The organism is Flavilitoribacter nigricans DSM 23189 = NBRC 102662 (genome assembly GCF_002646595.1).
Lineage (GTDB): Bacteria > Bacteroidota > Bacteroidia > Chitinophagales > Saprospiraceae > Flavilitoribacter > Flavilitoribacter nigricans.
Map to the genome: position 1 here is coordinate 67,456 of NZ_PDUD01000039.1, position 17,766 is coordinate 85,221.

A 17,766-nucleotide genomic window follows, 5' to 3' on the forward strand; every position below is an offset into this window, starting at 1 on the left:
TCGGTAAGAAAGTGGGGCGCACGTTCTAATTTTCTTTTACAAAGGCGATCACGCTTTCGGCCAGCTGGTCCGGCTCGGTGATCATGGGCAAGTGACCGGACGCTTCCAGGATGATCATTTTCTTTTTATGGACGGGGGTTCCGATGTTTCCGTATACCGCTTCGGCTTCAAAAAAGGGGACATTGGTATCGTATCGGCCATTTAGGAGCAGGATCGGCACCCGGATCTCCGCCACCTGCCCACTCAGCATTTGTTCGTTAAATTCCTGCTGGAAATACCTGCCGTTCTGTCCTTCCGCAATACCGCTTTGGATGGGATTACCCGGTGAGAAAAAGGTATACCTTAATAAGCGCAATGCAGCCTTCCCGCTTAATTTAAATCGATTGTACTGCTGCACCTCCGCGAACTTGTCCGTTACCCATTGCACGGTTGCGATACTGTCCATTTTACATTTGGCGATATCCGGTGCCTGCCCACAATCGTATCCCGCTTTCATGGCCTCATAATTATCAATTGCGCCATCCTGCACCCATTTGTCCAATAGAAATTCCGTCAGCTTTTGCTGATTTTCCGCTTGTTGCTTCCGGTCAAATGCCCCCGCAATACTGATGAATCCATCGATATGCTTTTGGTGCTCCGGCTCCAGTAAATAGTGCAGCCCTAAAGTGCCGCCGTAACTGTAGCCCAGGAGAAATACACGGGCTGTGCTATCTCGGCTTTTAATGGTCCGGACCAGTTTATCCAGATCTTCTCCCAACTGCTGCAAATGCAAACTACTGCTATCGTAGACCCCCTGGCAGTTACCCGCTCCTCGCTGATCATAGTAAACCATTTTGTAATGGGGTTCGATCTGTTTTCTAAATACCGGAAATACGGTGCTGTAGATCAGCCCGTCTCCGGACGGACCGCCGGGCAGCAGGATGATATATTTTTCCGAGGCAGCCTTACCGCTTACTTTGACGGGCATAATGGCGCCCTTATTTTTCACAAAAAAGAATCGATCGTAACGCTGGCAGGAACTCAACAGCCCCACCATGGCCACCATCACAATTAATGAACGTTTAATTAAATTGATAGCCGACATCCAGCGCGAAATTTAGGGTGGTTCCGGTATTATAGGGTTTTATATGGAGCAGTGTAGGTTTTATCATCCAGGTATCCACTTCAATATTTTCTCCTGATCTTTTTCCGAGCCCCAGCGATAGCGTTTTCATAAAATGACCAGTGCCCGCTGCGGACCTGCCGGTGAAAGGTTTTTCCCGATCAAAATCATATTTCCGACCGGGCACAAACGTTCTTAAATAGCCGATCCCGGCCGTGATCTCTTTGGTCGTTTTCCATACCTGTTTATCCCTGTACCCCAGTTCAAGGTTCACGCCTACTCCCAATTGATTCCTTCTATGAAAATACACGATTAAACTCGACGAACCTACCAACTGACGCAGTTTCCGATCCGTTCGGTCGGGATTGAAGGTAGCCAGCGGTTGGTGAATGCCGAACTTTATTCCCGGATGGGTGCCCAGGATCCCGAAGTAGGAAATATTAAAATACCATTGATGATTAAGTTCCTGAGCCATAACCAGGGTTGGAATGGCGATGAGCAATAGCGTGGCGATCGTACATTTCATTTTTCCAAGGCATTGGCTGCAAGCCTGTACGTTCGGCCGGACTCACAACGGGATTTAGCTATTCAGTTATTTTTTGGATTTATATAGAGGAAAAATCCAATTATTGACATGCGCCGAAGACGTTCTAAACGGCCTGATCTTTTTGTTTTCTTTTCAATCGCGAAATGATGAAAATAGAGATGGCAATGCCCACAAAACCCAGGATCAGTTCTTTTTCTGAAAACGCTTCCTTCCAGGTCTTGTCAAAAACCAGCATATTAACAGTACCGGCTAAAATATAACCCGCCAGAAGGCCTGCAGATATTTCCAGATCCTTTCTTTCCTGCTTTAGTTTATCCGACATTTTTTTGTTTTTGGGTTTAATTTTTAATTAAGAGCGGAGGGTAAAATAATAATTGTAATTCAGTTTATTGATTTATTTTCCGCTTTAATTATAGCTTCCTATTTTCAACTGCTTTCCCATTTGCGACCAGCGCATTTTCCGGTAAACAGCCCGTCTCTATACGCGACGCCAAACAATTTTATATCAATATAATTATTCCTTCTCCGGTGCATAATATAAAATAATCGCTCCGCCTTTGAATATCTTGGTATTGGTAAGTCTAAAGGTCTTCCGATCGATTACGTTCTCAAATAGCGGCCGACCGCTACCTACCACCACCGGGTGGGTACAGATCTGGTATTCATCGATCAGGTTCAGTTCCATCAACTGGAGGATCAGACTCCGGCTACCCACTAAAATATCTTTACCCGACTGTTGCTTCAGAGCCAGAACTTCCTCTTCGAGCGGCCGGGTGGCCAGGTGAGCGCTCGCCCAGTCGATCCTTTGCAGGCTACTGGAAAAAACGATTTTCTGAATGCGGTTCATTTCTACGGCGAAATCGTCCATGGCCGGATCGCCGGAAGGTTTTTCTACCATCGGACGCCAGTATTCCATGAGCTCGAAAGTAGTTCGGCCGTAGAGGATGGCATCGGCCTGACTGAGCAAATCCGTGTAGTGTTGGTGCACCTCTGCATCCGGCGATAAAGCGTCGTGATCGCTGAACCCGTCCAGGGTCATATTAATGGCTGCTACTATTTTTCTCATTGGTTTTCGTTTGCCATCAGGCTTTTATGGGTGGTTTGATCAGCCGTTACCGGCCGGCTTTAATTCATATTTCTTCTGTTATTATGCATTGCTAACGGCCATTATAATTTGGCCACTCCCTGCAAGAATATCCCTTATCGTAACGCATAAAACGAAGGCCGAAGTGTTGAGTCTGGACACGTTCTTAATCGGTAATCCCCCCCACGGGAAGTAGCCTAATCCTTATTTTGTTTGAGCCTCAGGACCTGATCAATTTCATCTCGGTGTAATCTTAACCAGCATCCCCGGCACAGAGATATCACCCGGGTCATTTGCCATGGTCCCTATCCTTTCGATCAGGTCACCGGGAATGATCAGCCGGTTTTTTTCAATCGTTACTTCTTCCGAAAGATCAATTGCTTTTTCGGATAATATATCCTGCCCGTAGATCTTCGCTCCCTGAGGCAGGTTTTGCGGGAACTCCAGGGTCAGACTCTGATAATAACCAAATATACCTACCGGCTCATCCAGAGCGACTTCTTTTAATACAACATCAGCTCTGGGATGGGTCCAGCTTTGTTCCGGTGTCACCCGCCCTTCCGTAGCGACGGCAACTGCTCCGTTTGGGAACCTGGAAGCCATTACATAAGGTGCTAATCCATTAGCCTTTACTTCCGGCAGCGCGATATTCCGGGCCACGATGGCCGGAGCACTTTGGCGTACCATTTTCCCGTGCGTAGCCTGAAACCAGGTATCATTTTTTTGAAAAACAATACTGTCAATCAGATTGTGGGCCGAATACTGATAGGTGCCAAAACCCGCAGCCATGGGAGGAGCGATCCGTTGCCACAATGCCAATCGATCCATTTCATGGAGTCGTTGGTCGACATGCCGGTCACCCGAGATCTGTAAATGAAAATCGATCCCTTCGTACATCCGTGGTGTCTGCATGGGATGGCGTTTAACGGCCACCAGTAAACCCAGGGCCGCAGCGATATTGCAATCATCCTGAATGTTGAGGATAGCATTGTATTCACTATGACCTGCGGTTTGCACCAGAATATCGTGGATGCGTTGCATCGTAGTGGTGCTTACCAATAATGGAGCTGCATCGTAGGTTCGGAAAACATCCGTGTTTTTAATCACATCCAGAGATTCTTCCGCTTTAAAACGGAAGCTGTTGGATACCGCATCCGAAGATTGAGCTACACTTTCGGCCCGGTTGTACACCGAGGGATAGAGACTTAAACCGGGCATATCCCACTTTGGATTCAGGGCGCCGGCTCCTGTAATATACTCTAAGGTAAGTTCGGGATAGATCTCGTTTTTTATTTTTGCTGCGTAGTAATGCTCCGTATCGCCACCGTCAATCTTCCAATATTCCACTCCCGCATATTTGCTCCATTCAACAAATTTCCTCATTTCCTTTTCCGAAGGATTTCCTCTTACCCACAACCCCAGGCCTTTCCAGCCCAGCGCCCGAATGTCCTCGTTCATTTCCTTTATCCTTTCCCGGGGTGCAAGATGCGCGTATCTCGGAAAATCCAGGGTGTCCATGATCAGGGTAAAAAAAGTGTTTTCCTCTATTCGTTTGTCCTGCCAGCCATGGTCGATCACGAAGTAATAATCACTCCTTGTTTTTGGCAGCATAACGACCGCCATACCCTGCGCTCCGAAGATATTTTCCTCGTTCATTTCTTCTCGCGCCGCAGGATTGGTGTAAACCGTCCGGGCGTCGGGATCAGTAACCTCTTTCCCTTTTAAGATCAGGTAGTTTTGCCAGTACCAGGTGCACCAGTAATTGGGTACCGAACCAACTTCATCGGGCACCAGATGTGGCAATTCTTTCTGGGTCGTACATCCGAATAAGATGGATGCTACCAGGATGGTCGTAATCGTTATTTTCATTACAATTTTTTGTTTTCCTGCCGGTCTGCTACCCGATTGCCGGGGTAATGACTATTTGCAGCCGCGCGGGTCATTTTCCGCTGCCTCCATTTCGTAGGCCAGATCGCTGACAAACTCGTCTATTTGCTTCCTGGTCACATTGGGCATACAAATTACGTGAGTGACCTCTTCTTCGGTGGCCAATTGCCATTTTTCCTTAATGTTTTCCGAAACTTTAGGAAAAACGACCGTAATGGCCCCTTCGTTGGTCCAGGCCGGGATCCCCAGTTTGAGTAATTCGTTTTTGCAATATTGAGCGACCTCCAGACTGTGCAAATAGCGCTTTTTTAATCCTTCCAGCCCCATCTTTTTAATGGCATACCACAAAAACAGCGCACTATGCCCATTGCGGGAACCCGAAATGGTCGTATCCAGGGTGCCAATGTAGGAAACACCTTTGGCAATCCGGTCCCTCAGCGAGCGTTTCGTCACAATGACTCCGGAAGGAATGGGGGAACCGATAAATTTATGTCCGCTGATGGAAATGCTGTCCGCTCCATCCTGAAAATCGAAGGGAATATGAGGTTCGATAAAAGCGCCAAAAGAACCCGACAAAGCAGCATCACAATGGATGTAGTGGTCCTGGATCGCCAGTTTTTTCAGGATACCTTTCACTCTGGCCACATCATCTTTAGCCTCTTTCATGGTGGTGCCAAAGGTGGTTAAAATGATGGCGGGTTTATGCCGGTTAAACCGCAGCATACTTTCCAGGTCCTCGTAGTCTATCTCACCATTTTCCTGGGACCGGATCACAATGCTCGGAATATTCAGCAAATGAATATTTTTTTTGACGCTGTAGTGCGTGGATTCCGAAGAGTACACCATAGCCTTGGGATATAACTCCCTGGCGATATACAGTCCGTACAGATTGCTTTCCGATCCCCCATTGGTAATGTACCCCCAATAATCTTTAGGGTTTGCCCTGAACAGCTTCGCAAAGGTGTCAATCACTTCTCTTTCCATATCATGGGTCTGCACCTTGTAGGTGCTGTCCTCATACGGATCGCCGAGATTGTTGATGGGATAATCCAGGAACGCATACAGTTCTGAATAGTCAAAATCCTTAGCCACCGGATAGCCTAGAAATAAGTCGCTGGACTGCTTTAGCTGTCGTAAAAGACGATGCAGTTGCTGCTGGTTGGATAAGTTTGCCACTTCTGCCATGTCGAACATTTTTACCTTATGATTTTGTTTCAAAATTAGCGACCGGCAGAATTAAAATCTACAAACGACAATAAATAAGAAAATAAATCTTTGCTTTAAGCATAATCAGTAATTTTACACTAAAAACGATTTTACACAGCTTCCAATTCAGAAAAATAATCTCCTATGGATAGTATGGACAAACGGATTTTAGCGGAACTTCAGGTAAATGCCAAACAGAACACTAAGGAAATTGCCGGTAAAATAGGACTGAGCGTGACACCGACCTACGAAAGGATCAAAAAGCTGGAACAGCGGCAGGTTATCAGATCGTATGTTGCCCTGCTGGACCGGGATAAAATCGGGAAGCAGGTCGTGGCTTACTGCCAGGTTACCTTACTCCAGCACCAAAAGGATCTGATCGCTCATTTCAAGGAAAAGATCCTGCTGCTTGCGGAGATCATGGAATGCCACCATGTTTCGGGAAATTATGATTTTCTGTTGAAGGTGGTAACGAATAACATTCCGGAATTTCACGAATTTATCAACCAGAAATTATCGGTGGTCGACGGCATTTCTACCATCCACAGTTCATTTGTGATGCATTCACTCAAGGATACGACCGCTTTTAATTTGTGATTTCAATTTGCCGGGGCCGTATAATGACGGGCAAGCCCGGCAGGGCTGTTCAGTTCTATAGAAACGCAATTCGAATTTTTCAATTACAATGTCAAGCACAATAGCAATAGCAAGCAAAAGGCAGCTTTCTGCTCCGATTTTGACCTTTTCGCCTGATTTTGAGTTATTAAAATTGCTATTGCCATTGAAATTGCCATTTTTTTTATTCAATAATTTGAGAACTGAACAGCCCTAGGGCGAGCCCGGGGAAGCGTAGTCCGGGTTCCAGATTGATAAAAATGTCGCAGCACGGCCTCCCCTATAAAATGCTCAGCAGTTCCCCCAGCAGTTTATTTTTCAGCATCTCATTCTTCTGCAGCGGATTCCATTCCTGTATAATCACGGCAATAATATTTTTGTCCGGTATCAGGATGATGTGCTGCCCGCCTTTCCCCCTTGCGGCATAAAGCGTACGCTTATCCTTGGTCCGGAGCAGCCACCAGCAGAGGCCGTACCCCACCTCATCGTAACTGTCGAGCGAGCGAAACGCATCACTGGTACTCGTATAATTCGTAAAAGTTTTACTGACCCAGGTCGAATCCAAAATTTGTTGTCCGTCCAGATGGCCCCGGTGCAGGAATAAAGCTCCGAAGCGGGCGAGATCCCGCGCGGTATAGTAGGATTCATCCCCCCCTAAATAATAACCGTCGATCGCTTTCCAAAACCCGACCTGCATGCCCAGCGGATTGAACAATTTGCGATCGGCAAACTCCTTAGTCGACTGCCCGGTAGCCTTGCTGACAATTGCGGATAAAATATTCTGCGAGCCGGTAAAATAGCGGAACTCCGTGTCCGGCATTACCCGAAGATATTCTGAGGTAATGCATTGCTCTACGGTCTGGAAACCATCCCCACCGGCCCATCCGCCCCGCATGGAAAGTAAATGTTGCAGGGTCAGCGCTCTTTTGAAATCGCCGTAGGGTTCATCTTTATATTCCGGGAAAAACGGTAAGACCAGTTCGTTTTCCGACTTAATATGCTGATCCTGGATAGCCAAACCGACCAGGGCGGAAGTGATGCTTTTGGTGACCGAATGCACATTGAATGCACTGTACCGGGTAGCCCCGGCGAGATATTTTTCAACGATGAGCTGGTCATCTTTTACGACCAGTAATCCCCGCAGCCGCTCCCACTGATCCAGTTTGCCCAGGTAATCCGATAAGCGACCGTCGGCGTATCCATGCCCCTCCGGCGTCCCGCTTGCCCAGGCATAGGGCTCGTAATCGACTTCAAAGGATTGGGATCTACTGAACGGCGGATTGAGATTGAGCGGATGCCACTTAAACGCATAGTTAAACAGATTGACCACGCCCATGAGGACGACGATAGCGACAAATCCCGTTAGCAATTTTTTCTTCGGATCAATGCCGTTTTTCCAGATTAGCGAAATCAGTGTAAAGAGCAACAACAGAAATGAGAGAAAGTACTCGATCAAATTCGGATAGGGGTAGTAGTAATATTTTGCTTTAACAATGAACGCCAAAATGAGAAATGCAACGGTAATGGTCGAAAACAGCAAAAGGTATTTTCTCATTTATTCATTCGTTTTGGTGGGTTCTATTTTTGAGGCTGGTAATATGTATACCTGGTTTTTCCTGAACCACTTGCGTTGAGTATCCCCATCTCGCTATCGGACTGAAGATGACCATCTTGCAGGCTGAACGCGACAGGTGTGATCGGGATTATTGTAAAATGGTTTCATCAGGGTTATTTGGCTGGTCGATCGGCCCCAACCTAAGCGGTGCTGAGACCAGCAGTTTATTCGGTGCATCTTCTTTTACTCCCCCAGCGGATTCCAGTTCCCCTCCTTATATTTCCGCATAAACGTGGCTGAGCTCGCTACATATTTGCTCTTGAATTCTTTATTCCGATGATTAAAAATGGAAAACCCGTTTTTGCCCGCCAGGTCCCTGATCGCGTCTTCATTTGATTCGGCCCTTTTTTCTACTACGTAGATCAGCGAATAACCGGTCAGATCGTGACTGGATAAAAGGTTCTCTATTTTATCCAATGACGTTTTAATGAGGATCTCATCCTTCGCAATACCATTTATTGTTTTGAACTTATTCCGAAGATCGCCCCCTCTGATGTCGAGATAGATCTCATTTTCGTGATCGGCTAACAAAATATAACTCCCCACTATAAACGGATTGGAGCTTACGGAACTCATACCGATCTTTTCATCCAGCAATTGGTGTTTGGAGAAGTTGATCACCCTGAGCTTATCCGAGTTTTCATTATCGAAGCGGATGAAGATCTGTACGGATTTGAAACTTTTTTCAGCTTCCGATCCGACCGTAAAGTCGTATTCCGGCATGATATTTTCCGTGACCGTTTTTCCATTGATCAGGGCCAGTCCCTCCTTCGCCGTTTTACCAATAAAGGTGGTGTGGTAGTGATGGAAATCCTCCGCTCCCGCCAGGTCGTTCAACATTTTCATTTTGAAGGTAAAATCCTCGAGATTGAACTCACTCTTATAGGCCTCACTTAGAAAATTGTAACCCTTCGCATAATCCTCTTGCCTTATGTGGTTCATAAACTCGATCGCGATTGCTTCGTGGTCGATCCCTTTCGTGCCGAATAGCTGTTTTTCCGTAGACTGCCCCGAAGCATGCTGCACGATGAGCAGGAGGGCAATCACCAGATTGAGCAGTAATTTTCTCATTTTTCTCAGTTTTTGGGATAGGTATGCTGTTCATGCTCCGCCGCCAGTCCACGGAGGCCAAATGGGGCAAGACCCCAGCAGTTTTAACATCAATAAGTAAGTACGCTGGAATAAATTCAGGCCATGTTCTACAACCTATTCCGAACGCAGAATTTTCTCCATCTTGCGCCCTCTGGCCAATTCATCCACCAGTTTGTCCAGGTATCTGACTTCTTTAGTCAGTTGATTTTCAATTTCCTCGATCCGGTATCCGCAGATTACCCCGGTGATGAGATGGGCATTGGGGTTGATGGTAGCCCGGTCAAAAAATTGGGCAAAGGTGGCTTTTTCATTGATCAATTCCTGCAGGTCCGCTTCCGTAAAGCCGGTCAGCCATTCGATTACCTCGTACAGTTCCTCTACCGTTCTGCCTTTCTTTTCCACCTTGGTTACATAATGGGGAAAGACCGAGGAAAAGGTCATTTTGGCGATGCGATCGTTGTGTGCCTGTGTAGTTTTCATAGGTCAATGCGAATTTGTGGTTACATTTTGTAATTGATACGGGACGGGAAAGATAATCAATTAATGGCTTTGATCGACCCTTGCCTAATTGGGTAATAAGGACAGTCGCAAAATTCCGAATTGAGCAGCAATCGATCTACAATTTATCGATCAACACCAGCAGCAGTGATAAGCCCACACAAAATATTAGATACCAAACATACGTCAACAAGGTCCGCAGGATGTTCATTATTCGATTGCCTTCCGAAAAGAACTGCCAAAACACCCAGAACGTATAGCCAATGGCCGTCAATAAGGAAAAAGGCTCCAAAATTTCCCAGCCGGTTACGGCCCTCCCGATGGCAAATAGCGCGTAAATGATGGCCTGCTGCCCCGTCAGGTAGGTGTTGACGACCAGATGTTCCAGAAAGTTCTTGCCGAATTTCGAAAAGGACAGGTAGGACGCTAAGGAAAACAAGGGGAGCAGCAGTAAAGACGTATACGCATAATTCTTGGCGAACCAGGTCGCTATTTTGGGAACAGCCGATGCGGAGTCCAGTCCGGCAGCCCCGTTCATCCAACCCGTAATTAAATCGTCTATCCAGGTATTTTGACCGCTTAGCTGCGCGATCAGGAAATATAAGGTGGACCAGGTTAGCACGTAAGCGACGGGTTTGAAGTGGTCCTTGCGTTTTCCATTCAGGTATTCCTGCAGGCTTTTGCCCGGTCTGGTAAATAATGCTTTCAGGGTATAAAAGAATCCCCGGTTGACCTGGAAGACACCCTCCGAAAGTTCATGGAGCACCGTAGTGAGATTGATCCTGTTCACTTTTGCACTTTGCCCGCAATTACTACAGAAGTTTCCAGCAAGCGGATATCCACAATTTCTGCAATTCATTTTTTAACTGTTAAAGCAAGGGTTTGGAGGAAGCTAGCCGGTGGCAAAGCTTCTATCCTATTCTTTAATTTTCTTTAAGGTACTTGATGTAGTTGGTCAGAAGGCCACGAATTTGTTCCGCCGCCACGGGATTAGCGGAATGAACCTGGAATTTCAAATTTGTCAGATCGAGTCCTGATTTATAAACCAGCCACTTGGCTGCGGCGTAGCCGTCCGGTGCAAGCTGTCCGTTTTTATCTAATCCCAGATCGTTGTCGAAGCTAATGAAGTCGGGCAGGCCGTTTTTTTCTATATACGCAACAAAATCCTCATAAGTCCTGACAGTTTCGAATTCAGGTACTAAAGATCTATCGTAAACCATGTCAATGGTTCTTAAGTCATCCAGAAAGAGCTTTTTCAATTTCACATTAGTATAGCTGTTAATCTCCCATACGGATGTGATCACAGCGGTTTGGTAAAAATAGTTACTCCCTTCCAACGTACCGGGCCGTCGATTTGAGAGTCAATGATCTCCCCTTGCGGTCAGAGCGTCGAGCTGCGCCCGCTCGGCGACGGTAAGGGTACCGTCCGGGATGGCCCCAAAGGCAGCCGCATCTTCCAGTACCCGCTGCGCCGCATCCGACAGGGCATCCGGTCCGTCCAGCCGGAAGGAAGCCGGCGACTGGGGGCCAAAGTGCAGTGCCCGCGTCAGCTCCGGCCAGTGCGCCGGCACCGGCTCCACACCCGCCCGGTCGGCCAGCAGTCGCGCCCAGGTATGCATGCGCAGCATCGGTGGTGGTCCGTTACGGGGACGCAGTGCGGCGATGTGGGCCGCCATCTCGGTCGACTCTGGCAACGGCCGACGGCCACCCCAGGTGTAGGCCACCCAACGCGCCTGCAATTCGAGCGTTGGGAAGTAAGGTCCCGACTGATGATAAACGCCCACCAGGGCAAAACCCGGCAGATCGGGATGAAAAGTATGATGGTAGAGGTCCGCCTGATCTACATCCGGGGCGAGTGCCGCCCGCGCCCGGGACCCCAGATAAGGAAGCGAAAGTTCGTAGCCGGTCGCGAAAATGATGGTATCTATATCTTCCGTGCTGCCATCCGTAAACCGCACCGTTTGGTCCGTTACCCCGGCCATCCAGGGGCGCGGCGTGATGCGGTCCTCGGCGACCAGCGCCAGATAGAACTGATTTTGGGTGAATCCCGCCTCGTACGGATCTTCCGACGCGCAGGGCGCGCCAAACTGGGCCGGGTGACCGCTGGTACGCAGAATGAGCGACTTCAGAGCCGCAGCACTCTCGGCCGGTGATCGCCGTGCGGAAGCCAGGGCGGCGTAGCGGGTGTAAACGCGGTGTTCGATGGGCACACCGGCCAGGATCTTCTGGAGTACGTAGCGATGCCGGCGCGCCGCGACTACCACGCGAGCTGCTCCCCGCAGTGCCAGTTCACTGGCGATCTCCAGCGCGCTGATGCTGTGCCCGGCAACCAATACGCGCTGCCCACGGTAGGCCTCAGCGCCGCGGTAGGCGGCGGCATGGATCACCCCACCGATGCCATTGAAGCCGGACAGGCCCGCCAGCGGGGGTATCGTCGGTACGCGGTAACGGCCGGTAGCGGCCACCACATGATCAAAGCGTTCTTCCCAGCTACGGCCTTCTACGGTAGTGGCGCGCACTCGCCAACCGCTCCCGGCGGGGTCCGGATCCACTTCATCGACCCGGTTGCGGAAGCGGGCGTCCGTCAGTATGCCCGATTGTTCCGCGTAGCGGCGTAGATAGGCTCCCATCTGTTCGGCTGTCGGATAAACGGGAGTACCGGGCGGGTGCGGCAGATCGGAGAACGCAGTCATGACCCGACTGGTATTGGTCCGCATCCCCGGCCAGACGCTGCTTTGCGGGCCACCGACCCGCCATTGCCCTCCGACTTCGATGTCCTCTTCGATGAGCGTAATACGGAAGCCTACTTCCCGCAGCCAGCGGGCCGCCACCAGCCCGGCCGGTCCGGCGCCGATGATCGCAGCGGTCGGTGCTGCCTGGTCGGTCGCAGTATTCATAAAACCATTGCTTTAGGTAGCCGTTGAAGATGGGCTCTTTTCCGGCTTAAGGTTAGCGTAAGAACGGGAGCGGATTAAACGCACCTGCTTTTCAAAAAACAAGATACTGAATTACCGGTAAAACGATCCGGGCCAGCCCCGAACCACTCTTGTTTTCTGGCCAGCTGCCATCCGTTTCAGCTTTTATCGGAAATGTTTCGGCCGCTCTCCCCTACCGGCATGTTCGGAAATCTCGTCGATCCGTTTTTGCCGGGTTTCCGGTCGTCTGGCGAGGGCGATCCAATGAAGCAGGGATTTTCGGTTCGATGGACTCAGACTTAGATAGTAGTCTTTTGCGCCGGGATGTTTTTGGAAGGCGGTCTCCAGATCCTCGGGAACGATGAGCGCTTCCGCTTCATCCAGCATCGTCCAAGAACCGTTTGCTTTGGCAATTTCAACGGCTTCGTAACCGGCCGGCCTCATTTCGCCGCTGTCAATAAGTTTTTGCACTTTTTCTTTGTTGATCTTCGACCACGGACTTTTGGGTTTCCTTCTGCAGTAGAACTGGCGGTAGCTGAACTCATCAATGGTCTGCCGCTTGCTGTCGATCCAGCCAAAACAAAGCGCTACATCAACGGCATCACTCCAGAGAATGCTTTCTCTTTCGGACTTCTTTTTATAGAGGATCAGCCAGACCGACTGTTCCGAGCGGTGGTTTTGCGCTAACCACGCTCGCCAGTCGGCGAGGGTTGGTGGATAATAGGTGTTTTCTTCGTTTGCCTGCATTTACTTTACGATTGTATTTCTAATTCACGTCAATCTGCAGCAAATTTACAAGATGGCGGTGACAGCCCTATGTCAGAGGTTCCGAAGAAATGAGTGGTAGTTGGGAAAAAATTCCGGCGGGGTGGTTTGGTGAGGGCCAATTCCCGGGTCGGTTTTTGCATATTATTCCCGGGCTGGCGCCAGTAGGGTAACCGACTTCCACCTCTCCTAGCTGCTCGTCTGCTCAATGCCATAGCGGATAGCCGCTTCCAGTACCTCCAGATTAATGTCTTCCAGTGTTTTGAACTTAATGCAGTAGCCCGTTACACTTGCTTTCCCAATGGTGGTTCCGAAGTTATTGGGCAGGTTTTTTTTGTCTTTTAGCCCCATGATGTAGACCGAAATGCCCGTTGTATTGCCGCTTAAGCCGATCTGATAAAACTCCTTATTGGAACCATCTTTATAGTAAATATCAAACGTTCCGTATCCGATATTCGGATTGGTCACCACTTTACCGGTATCATCTTTTCCGTCCAGGAACCATAATTTTCCTCCGGGTAAGATCTGAAGCATGCGCTGGTGCAGGTTTTGCATTTCCGTACGTTTCGGTTCGCGCTGGCTATCAATATATGCTTTGATCTGTTCTTCTGCTTTCATGTGGCAGTACCCATTTAATGATTAATTCACTTCATTTTTATGGCCCATTATGATAAGTAGCAAAGTGCAGGCCATCACCTACCGCCAATGCTAAAACCCCTCACCCCCAATTTCCTCCATTAACTTACGCGCCAGGGCTTCTCCTCTTAGATGTTTCGCGATTATTTTCCCCTCGGGATCAATCAGGAAAGAAGCCGGAATGGCCCTTACACCATACAAAGCCGACATATTGCTGTAACTGCCATCTTCATCAATGACATTTGTCCATACCAACGAATCTTTATCAACCGCCTTTTCCCAGGCATTCGGATTGGTATCGATAGAGAAGCTAAAGATTTCGAAGTTTTTATCCTTAAACTGCTCATAGGTTCTGACCAGATTCGGGTTTTCCTTTCTACAGGGCACACACCAGGAAGCCCAAAAATCCAGCAGGACATATTTACCCGCCAGATCCGATAATTTCACCATTTCTCCGGAACGGTCCTTTCCTTCGATATCGACATAGGGATCACCGATCTCAATGGGCTGGTTGTTCAGGTAGGTATGCACTACTTTACCGTATTTGGTGTCCTGCAGAGCTGCGGGAAACTTGTTGAACAGCGATTTCAGGGTGTCCTTGCTAAAATCATTTCGTAAAAAGAAGAGTTCCTGTATGGTATACAGGGAGGGGGCTTCGGACCTGATTCCGTCCACCCGGATCTTGAAAACCGAATCATCGATCCGGGTTACTTCCTCACGGGCTTTTTCGAATGCTGCCTTGGCCTCATCCGATGGAGTAGACATTAACTGCACCATATGCTGCATCAGACTGTCCCTTTGGATCTGCAGGCTTCTCTGTTTATCCCGGTATTTGGTCATCACCTCATTTAACTGGGATCCCTCAATTTTCGAATAGTTGAAATTCTCGTAATCACCGTAAACTGTGATGTTTTCATTCTCAATCCAGAGTACCAGATACTTATTATCTACGGTATGAATGCGGGCGGTAAAAGGTGCTTCGGCCGTCCCGCTAAAAGCTAATTGCCCATTTTGGATATAGGCGGAATCTAAAACGATCCCTTTATCGAGATGGAATAATTTAAATTCGGTACTGTCTTGGAACCCATTCAGGTTCATGGAAACGGTAAAATCAGATTGCTGCGTTTTTTTGGTTTGGCAGGAAATAATTGAAAACGCAAAGAGCACTAAAATCAAAACTCTATTCATTGAAGTTTAGCTTTAATGAGGAACTATGGTTTCGGATGTGAGGAATATTTACGACGCCAGGTGATTTTGATCCTGAGTATTTTTGACCCATCGTAGGGCAAAACCACTTCGGTCAGTATATACCCTGATTGAATTGGTTCTGAACTTCCTTTCAACTGGTTTGCCCAACCGATCTTCCGATTCAGTTCCGATCCGGTGATATATCACATTTTCCAATTTGCGGGGAAATTCAGATTCTTTTCTTTTGAATACGCGATATTGAGAATTACCGGTATCTGTTCGTCTAATTTTAACTCAAATGCTTTTTGCTCTCTTTAGGTAGCCGGGGTTTGTTCCCGGATCTTTTCCATGATCAATTGGCTCAATTGCGTGCATTCAGCGCCTTGTTGCCGTTCATCCGTTTCGGTTTTTACAAAGTCGAGTACACGACCATATCCCAAATCAATTTTGCGGACAGGACCAGACTCCTATTTCTGGAATAAATCTTTTCCTTGATTTTTTTGATTTCGTTCTTGTCTAAATAGATCCCCTGGTAAATAAGGCCGCTTACATTTCTTACGGCTGAGATTTCAGCGATCGGATTTTGCGGAAGAATAATCAAATCTGCCGTCTTACCCGCTTCTATTGCACCATACTGGTTTTCCAGGTTGTAATATCGGGCAGAATTGAGGGTAGTTGTTTTTAACACATCATAGTTCGAGAGGCCGGCTTTCGAAAGTTCCTCCAGTTCATCCAATAAAGACGTACCTGGCAATTCGGGTACATCGGATCCCGCTAAGATCCCGACTCCTTTTTCATTTGCCCTTTTGGTGATCTCCAGACTTTTGAAATAGAAATCCTTGTAAGTTTTTCGCCCCCTTACAGTGGTATCCTCCTGAATGGTCGCATCCAGATCTTCAAAAGATAGTAATCTCAGGATGGGGTTGATCTTATCGTATCTGGCCCGGAAGATGTTATCATCGGCATACGCATCCGCCTTTCGGGTCAGGTGGGTAGGGCAGTACCAGGTGCCGTTGTTCTTTAAGGTCTCTAAATTTTTATCCAGCAGAAGCGTGTCGTGCCCAAGGAGCATCTGCTCCCTCAGATCAGTGTTGTCACGCGACTTTGGATCGTTGTCCTTACGCAGTGCTTCCGCCCCTTCATAGCTATCCCAGATCAGGAAACGGGCATGTTCCAGACTTTTCATGCCCGCGTTGGAGGCTTCAGCCGTGCTGATACGCACCGGTTTGTGTCCGGCTACATCTATTTCAGCGAGTTGAGCTTGCTTCAGAAGTTCAAAAAATGCATTTCGTGGAATGTTGTTGTAAATTTTTATCAGGTCAACGCCTTGATCTTTAAAATACTGGACCAACAACTTAGCTTCCTCTTCATTTGAACAGTTGAAAAAGTCCGGTGAACGATCAAACATGGGATGTGGACCTTCAACCGCTAAACTCGTTAGGTTATGAATTTTTGGCCCTAATAAGTCCAAGCCTTCCACTTCTTTGTTCCACTTCATGATCCTTTCCGGGGTAGAAGCAAAGGGATCCCGATCATTATAAGCACCTCTCATGTCGCGCACATGCATTACCCCATTGACCACAAATTCAGCACCAGCAATGTATGGGTATTGTTTATGCAAGTGAACGTGCATATCCCAGAGCGCTGGGATTAGGAATTGTTTGCGGCCATCAATCGTTCTTGTTTCCGCATCATCAGCAGAAATGAGACGGTCAGCTATCCGGATTATTTTGTTTCCGGCAATCAGAACGAATTTATTTTCCAGTATCCGATCGTTCTTTACGTCAACAATATCGATATTCTTTATGAGCAGGCGTGTATAGCTTTTGTCCGGAAAATCAATCTTTGGTACCGGAACAAAGACCAGGCCAAAGAAAAGGAATAGCACCACCAGAAGGCTTATCGCGAAGTATTTTGAAAATTTTAATATTTTCTTTTTCATTTGAAAAATTGGTGAAGCGTTACGCCATTCGACCGGCCGGAAGCCGGCGAAGACTGAACGTCCGGAAGGTGCTGGCAGCCATCCTGTTTTTATACTGATGTTTGCGGGAGGTTCACTTTGCGTACTACCCCTTCCCCCACCCGCTTGCAAAGGTCAATATCGGAAACTGTCGTTTTTCCAGTTAGTATTCCACATCAGGACCCAACCAATTCCTGGCGAGTATGAATGGTGGCAGCACTTTTTACCTTTTAAATTCATTAAACAGGACTTCGCCGTCAAATTCAACTTTTGAGATATGCCGGACACTGTTATTCCAATCGAGCGGGGTCCAATACTTGGGGTATTTTACAACAATAGCATTTCCGATCAACTTTTCCTTCAGCTCATCTAAATCCAATCCGTTTTCCAATCCTCTGTTGATGTAAAACCTGCGCGGTGTATCCTCCATCCGGAAAATAATATCATTTCCCGGGTTGCTGTATATTTCCGATACAGTCCTCCGTTCAGCAATGGCTTTGCTTTCGTATACGATCGGTACCGGTCTGAAAATCAGGATAGCGGTAATAAAAAAAACAGCGCAGCAAGTAATCAGTAAATACCTGGCAAATTTTTTCATCATTCTATTTTTTAATTATTCTTCAACAGGCAGCCCCTTTCATGTCAGAGCGAATGGG

Annotated in this window: 18 protein-coding genes; 1 reads left to right on the forward strand and 17 read right to left on the reverse strand. The window is 47.8% G+C overall.

Features of this window, described 5'->3' with window-relative positions:
• Positions 1-25: 25 nt before the first annotated feature.
• The 6 genes from CRP01_RS31600 to CRP01_RS31625 form a co-directional block, all read right to left on the reverse strand.
• Positions 26-1,084, reverse strand: a complete 1,059-nt coding sequence (locus CRP01_RS31600; protein WP_099154072.1) for an alpha/beta fold hydrolase — start codon at positions 1,082-1,084, stop codon at positions 26-28.
• Positions 1,062-1,628 (reverse strand): hypothetical protein, encoded by a 567-nt coding sequence (locus tag CRP01_RS31605; protein WP_099154073.1) that lies wholly within the window; start codon positions 1,626-1,628, stop codon positions 1,062-1,064. The genes CRP01_RS31600 and CRP01_RS31605 overlap by 23 nt, the downstream gene beginning before the upstream one ends.
• A gap of 124 nt (positions 1,629-1,752) precedes the next feature.
• Positions 1,753-1,971 carry a hypothetical protein gene (locus CRP01_RS31610; protein ID WP_099154074.1) on the reverse strand — a complete coding sequence of 73 codons (219 nt, stop codon included), beginning with the start codon at positions 1,969-1,971 and terminating at the stop codon, positions 1,753-1,755.
• Between the two features lie 192 nt (positions 1,972-2,163).
• On the reverse strand, positions 2,164-2,715 hold the full coding sequence (locus CRP01_RS31615; protein ID WP_099154075.1) for a dihydrofolate reductase family protein: 552 nt from the start codon (positions 2,713-2,715) through the stop codon (positions 2,164-2,166).
• 255 nt (positions 2,716-2,970) lie between these two features.
• On the reverse strand, positions 2,971-4,602 hold the full coding sequence (locus tag CRP01_RS31620; RefSeq protein ID WP_099154076.1) for a hypothetical protein: 1,632 nt from the start codon (positions 4,600-4,602) through the stop codon (positions 2,971-2,973).
• A gap of 51 nt (positions 4,603-4,653) precedes the next feature.
• Complete coding sequence (locus CRP01_RS31625; RefSeq protein ID WP_222845857.1) at positions 4,654-5,805, reverse strand: histidine decarboxylase; 1,152 nt, start codon at positions 5,803-5,805, stop codon at positions 4,654-4,656.
• Between the two features lie 165 nt (positions 5,806-5,970).
• Here CRP01_RS31625 and CRP01_RS31630 point away from each other — a divergent pair, with 165 nt between their 5' ends.
• Positions 5,971-6,423 carry an Lrp/AsnC family transcriptional regulator gene (locus CRP01_RS31630; protein WP_099154078.1) on the forward strand — a complete coding sequence of 151 codons (453 nt, stop codon included), beginning with the start codon at positions 5,971-5,973 and terminating at the stop codon, positions 6,421-6,423.
• Positions 6,424-6,721: 298 nt separating this feature from the next.
• Here CRP01_RS31630 and CRP01_RS31635 read toward each other — a convergent pair whose 3' ends face one another.
• The 11 genes from CRP01_RS31635 to CRP01_RS31685 form a co-directional block, all read right to left on the reverse strand.
• Complete coding sequence (locus tag CRP01_RS31635; protein ID WP_099154079.1) at positions 6,722-7,996, reverse strand: serine hydrolase domain-containing protein; 1,275 nt, start codon at positions 7,994-7,996, stop codon at positions 6,722-6,724.
• 243 nt (positions 7,997-8,239) lie between these two features.
• On the reverse strand, positions 8,240-9,127 hold the full coding sequence (locus CRP01_RS31640; RefSeq protein WP_099154080.1) for a hypothetical protein: 888 nt from the start codon (positions 9,125-9,127) through the stop codon (positions 8,240-8,242).
• 135 nt (positions 9,128-9,262) lie between these two features.
• On the reverse strand, positions 9,263-9,628 hold the full coding sequence (locus tag CRP01_RS31645; RefSeq protein ID WP_099154081.1) for a DUF2200 domain-containing protein: 366 nt from the start codon (positions 9,626-9,628) through the stop codon (positions 9,263-9,265).
• A gap of 136 nt (positions 9,629-9,764) precedes the next feature.
• Positions 9,765-10,436, reverse strand: a complete 672-nt coding sequence (locus CRP01_RS31650; RefSeq protein WP_170110619.1) for a DUF3667 domain-containing protein — start codon at positions 10,434-10,436, stop codon at positions 9,765-9,767.
• Between the two features lie 133 nt (positions 10,437-10,569).
• A complete protein-coding gene (locus tag CRP01_RS31655) occupies positions 10,570-10,905 on the reverse strand; it encodes a cyclic-phosphate processing receiver domain-containing protein (protein WP_099154137.1) in 336 nt (111 codons plus the stop codon).
• A gap of 102 nt (positions 10,906-11,007) precedes the next feature.
• Positions 11,008-12,543: a flavin-containing monooxygenase gene (locus tag CRP01_RS31660; RefSeq protein WP_099154083.1), complete on the reverse strand. Its 1,536-nt coding sequence runs from the start codon at positions 12,541-12,543 to the stop codon at positions 11,008-11,010.
• Between the two features lie 183 nt (positions 12,544-12,726).
• Positions 12,727-13,308: a YdeI/OmpD-associated family protein gene (locus tag CRP01_RS31665; protein ID WP_099154084.1), complete on the reverse strand. Its 582-nt coding sequence runs from the start codon at positions 13,306-13,308 to the stop codon at positions 12,727-12,729.
• A 207-nt stretch (positions 13,309-13,515) separates the two neighbouring features.
• Positions 13,516-13,944, reverse strand: a complete 429-nt coding sequence (locus tag CRP01_RS31670; protein WP_099154085.1) for a DUF1801 domain-containing protein — start codon at positions 13,942-13,944, stop codon at positions 13,516-13,518.
• Positions 13,945-14,034: 90 nt separating this feature from the next.
• The gene (locus CRP01_RS31675) at positions 14,035-15,150 is read right to left on the reverse strand and encodes a TlpA disulfide reductase family protein (protein ID WP_099154086.1); all 1,116 of its coding nucleotides are present in this window, start codon (positions 15,148-15,150) and stop codon (positions 14,035-14,037) included.
• 409 nt (positions 15,151-15,559) lie between these two features.
• The gene (locus CRP01_RS31680; protein ID WP_099154087.1) at positions 15,560-17,092 is read right to left on the reverse strand and encodes an amidohydrolase family protein; all 1,533 of its coding nucleotides are present in this window, start codon (positions 17,090-17,092) and stop codon (positions 15,560-15,562) included.
• A 241-nt stretch (positions 17,093-17,333) separates the two neighbouring features.
• The gene (locus CRP01_RS31685; protein ID WP_099154088.1) at positions 17,334-17,708 is read right to left on the reverse strand and encodes a hypothetical protein; all 375 of its coding nucleotides are present in this window, start codon (positions 17,706-17,708) and stop codon (positions 17,334-17,336) included.
• Positions 17,709-17,766: the final 58 nt, after the last annotated feature.